At 61.4% G+C, this 3,802-nt stretch carries 3 protein-coding genes; all 3 read right to left on the bottom strand.

Annotation, left to right across the window (positions count from 1 at the left end; translation table 11 throughout):
- Positions 1–87 precede the first annotated feature (87 nt).
- Genes AC3WT0_RS19805 through AC3WT0_RS19795 form a run of 3 tightly spaced genes read right to left on the bottom strand, consistent with a single transcriptional unit; the run spans position 88 to position 3,673 of the window.
- Positions 88–1,092, bottom strand: coding sequence for a site-specific integrase (locus AC3WT0_RS19805; protein WP_095687245.1), 1,005 nt, complete (start codon positions 1,090–1,092; stop codon positions 88–90).
- Positions 1,089–2,444, bottom strand: coding sequence for a tyrosine-type recombinase/integrase (locus AC3WT0_RS19800; protein WP_008832422.1), 1,356 nt, complete (start codon positions 2,442–2,444; stop codon positions 1,089–1,091). The genes AC3WT0_RS19805 and AC3WT0_RS19800 overlap by 4 nt, the downstream gene beginning before the upstream one ends.
- A complete protein-coding gene (locus tag AC3WT0_RS19795; RefSeq protein WP_008832423.1) occupies positions 2,441–3,673 on the bottom strand; it encodes a site-specific integrase in 1,233 nt (410 codons plus the stop codon). Before AC3WT0_RS19795 ends, AC3WT0_RS19800 begins: the two co-directional genes overlap by 4 nt.
- Positions 3,674–3,802: the final 129 nt, after the last annotated feature.

Genomic DNA, 3,802 nt, shown 5'->3' with positions numbered 1-3,802 from the left:
CTGTTATCGCGAGGTCGCGATAATGCGCAGGAACGTGGCGAAGGCCCGCAAAGCTGCTGAGCATTTCGCCACGTCCTTCACATTATTTCACAAGGCATCGAGCCACTCCATCAGGCTGGCTTCTCGTTTCCACGAAGGTGGCACGTTGCTCGCCGCCGGCGCCCCTACCTGCTCGAGCGCCTTTCGTTTGGTCTCCAGATTGGCCTGTGCGTAGTGGTTGGTTGTATCGAGGCTGACGTGTCCCAGCCAACTGCGGATGACGGTGATGTCGACCCCGGCAGCGACAAGGTGAACGGCAGTCGCGTGCCGGAAGCTGTGCGGCGTCACATTTTTGGACCGAAGCGACGGCACGGTTTCTGACGCCTTTCCTACATAGGAGGCGAGTTTGAACCGCACTCCCGAGGCGCCCAGCGGCTCACCATATCGATTGACGAAGATCCGCTGATCTGGCGCGCGCGGGTGACGTTCCAACAACTTCCTGAGCAACGTCACGGTTTCCGGCCAGAGTGGACAGATACGTTCCTTGCGACCCTTGCCGTAAAGACGCACGAAGTTCGGTGCGTCGAACCGGATCGCCTCGGGACAGAGGTCGAGGGCCTCCTGGATGCGCGCGCCGCTGTTATATAGGAACGAGAGTAGCACGTGGTCGCGCATTCCCTCGATTGTCGACCGGTCGGGCTGAGCAAGGATCGCTTCGACCTCCTCCGGCTCGAGATAGCAGGGTGCAACGGTAGGCTCCCGCTTGAGCGGGACGGTCAGGATCTCGGCGCATTGCGCGATGTATTCGGGATCCTTGTCAGCCACGAAGCTGAAGAAGCTGCGGATCGCGGCGAGCCGGCAGTTGCGTGTACCGATCGTGCCCCTGCGCCCATGCTCGGTGTGGTGGAGGAACGCGCGAACCTCTCCGGCCGAGACGTCGGCCAGCATGATCCGCGCGACCCCGCCGCCCTTTCGCTCCGCGATGAACCGAAGCAACAACCGCCAGGTGTCGCGGTAAGACCGGATCGTATGGACAGATGCACTGCGTTGCTCAGCCAACCATTCCTGAAAGAACGCCCGCAACAATGCGGGGAAGAGATTGCCCTTCGTCATGACCGCGCCTCCATCGTGAGGCATCGGGCGCCGACGGTCCGGAACCGCTCGCTTGCTTCCTGCAGCAGGTCCTGCGTGACGGTGATGTAGACCAGCGTGGAGTTGATGTCCCGGTGGCCCATGTAGGTGGAGAGGAAGCGCAGTTTGTCCTGCGGATTGACGCCGGATCGATACCATTGAAGGATCCGGTTCACGACCATCGAGTGGCGCAGGTCATGAACACGCGGCCCTGTCCGCCCGGTCGGGGCCTTGAACCCGGCACGGCGCATGACGTTGGTGATCATCGTTGAGACCGTCACCGGGGTATAGCGATCATTGAAGTGCTCGTGCCAGAAGAGCCCGGACCGAGGATCCTGTGGGGCGCCAGCGCGCCGCCTTGCATCGATATAGGCCCGTAATTCGGCCATGACGCTGCCGGTTAGCGGCAATATCCTGGTCTTGTAGAACTTCGTTTCCCGCACTGTGATCGTGTCTGATTGAAGATCGACGTCACCCAGATCGAGCCCGGCGAGTTCACTACGGCGCAGTCCGGCACAATAGGCCAGAACCACCATGGTGTAGAGAACCATCGGCCGCAGCGGCGCGTCCGGCGACGGATAGGAGCGGGCAACGTCGAGCATCTGCCGAACGTCGGCCGGGCTGAAGATGTGCGGTCGTCGATGCTCTCGTGCCACTTCCCGCTCGGGACGGGCGTTGAAGCGTTTCGGTGGGATGCTGGGATCAAGGCGATACCGCGCCTTAGTCAGGAGGCGCCCGAGCTTCTGGCATTCAGCCGCGTGATTGCGGGTCAGCTTGGCAGTTGCCCAGCGCGCCAGCATCGTCTCAAGCGATGCCCCTGTCAGTTCCGGGGTCGCCTGGAGGAACCGATCGAACCGCAATAACCAGTGAGCCTGAGTCTCATACTGATACCCCCGGCTCCGCATCAACGCGACATGCTCACGCATGAAGTCCCCCAGCGAGCTGCCGAAGGGCGCGGGGCGTCGCAATGCGGCCAAGGCTCCGTCGGGATTTGCGGAAGCCAGCGCTCGCCAGATCGGCTTGCTTTGTTTGACGTTGTATTGACGGCGAAGCACGGCAACGGGATTATCTGCGATCAGCCCGATTTCGACGAGGTGGTCGAGGAAGCGATCGACAATGCAGACCTGGTTGAGCAGCGTCGGCATTCGCCAACGTTTTTCCATTTCCTTCAGCCAGACTTCGAGCATCTGCCGGTCGACCGCCGGATGACGCTGGGCTACATTCTCGAAGCTGCGAAGGAACCAGCGATAAGTCGGCCTGCTTCCCTGCCGGAACTGCGATTTTTCCAGGAAGGCGTCGATGACCGTGCGATCGGGATCGTGCCAGGCGCTCATGGCAGCACCTCCGATCCGGGCACGTCGAGCGCCACGGCTCGGAGATCATCTGTCGCCAGCTTGAGATAGGCGTTGGTGGATTCGGTGGATCGATGTCCGAGCACGTCGCCGATGATCTTTTGCGGGACCGACGCCCGCAGCATTTCGACCGCCCGCGCGTGGCGAAAGACATGCGCTCCTCGCTTTCCCGGCGGCTCGACGCCAGCGGCTGACAACCGCCCGCGGATCATGCCATACAGGTTTGTCATTGCGATATAGGGCGCGCAGGACCGGATGAAGATTTCCCGCCCCTCAACCTGGGGGCGCCCATTACGCAGATAGTCGAGGAGCGCCTCACCAACGGGCGCCAATAGCGGCAAGTAGGAGTACGCATTGGTCTTGGTGTGACGGATACGCAGGGCTTCTCCGCGCCAGTTCACGTCTTCAAGCCGAAGGCGACAGATCTCACCTTCGCGCAACCCATATGTGGCAAGCAGTTGAAGTACCGCAAAATCGCGCAGTCCCCGCGGCGATCCATCCTTCTTCGTCGCCGCCAGCACCGCGGCGATTTGGCGCCTGTCCAGCGTCGAGGGCACGTCTTCATAGGCGTAGAGCATGGGGCCGATGATGTGCGGCGTGAGATCCATCGGGATGCGCCTCGTCCGATGCAGATACCGCACCACCGACCGGAGCCGCTCAGCGACATCGGCCAATGATTTGCGCCGTAATCCAGGGGCGCGCATGTCCATGTAGAGATCGACCTCCCCGATGCTCAAGGTGTCGAGGCTGGCCGCCCCGCCCCGTTCGAACTGCCATCGCAGGAAGTTCCGTGCCTCCCACAGAAGCGCCGAGATGGAAGCGCTTGCCAGACCGCGCTCGTCGCGCAGCCATGCCTCGTATTCGCAGCAGATCGCCTGCCGATACGCGGTTTCCGGTTCGGTCATCTCTGGCTCGGGCGGCCATTTGCCTTGGGCAAGCCGGAGCAGTTTGTTGATCGATGTGCGGGGCAACATCTGCCAGCGCGCACAGGGAGGCCGCCCGTACTGGGCTTCGAAATCCTGAACTGCATAGGCAAGATACTGATCGACCTGCGCCAGCGTCACAGTTTCCACCTGCACGCCGCACTCGGCCAGATAATCGAGAAACGCGCGGGCGTACAGGCGATGGTTCGCTACGACCACCGGGTTATAATTCTGCGTCGTGAGCAAATTCGAGAGTTCGGCGATCAACTCGTCGTGCAATTTCAACATGCTTTTATCCTCAGCTGGTCCAGAGACCGCCGAGGTTCGCAATCAAAATAATGCGCAGCAACATCGCCCCGCATTAGGAGAATCCACGTCGCTGCCGCGTTCCTTCACATTATCGCGACCTCGTGATAA

This window comes from Sphingomonas sp. EU05-FHT14C10, assembly GCF_058790595.1.
Note: the sequence above shows the minus strand (reverse complement) of the source record. Positions and strands in the feature narration are given on the sequence as shown.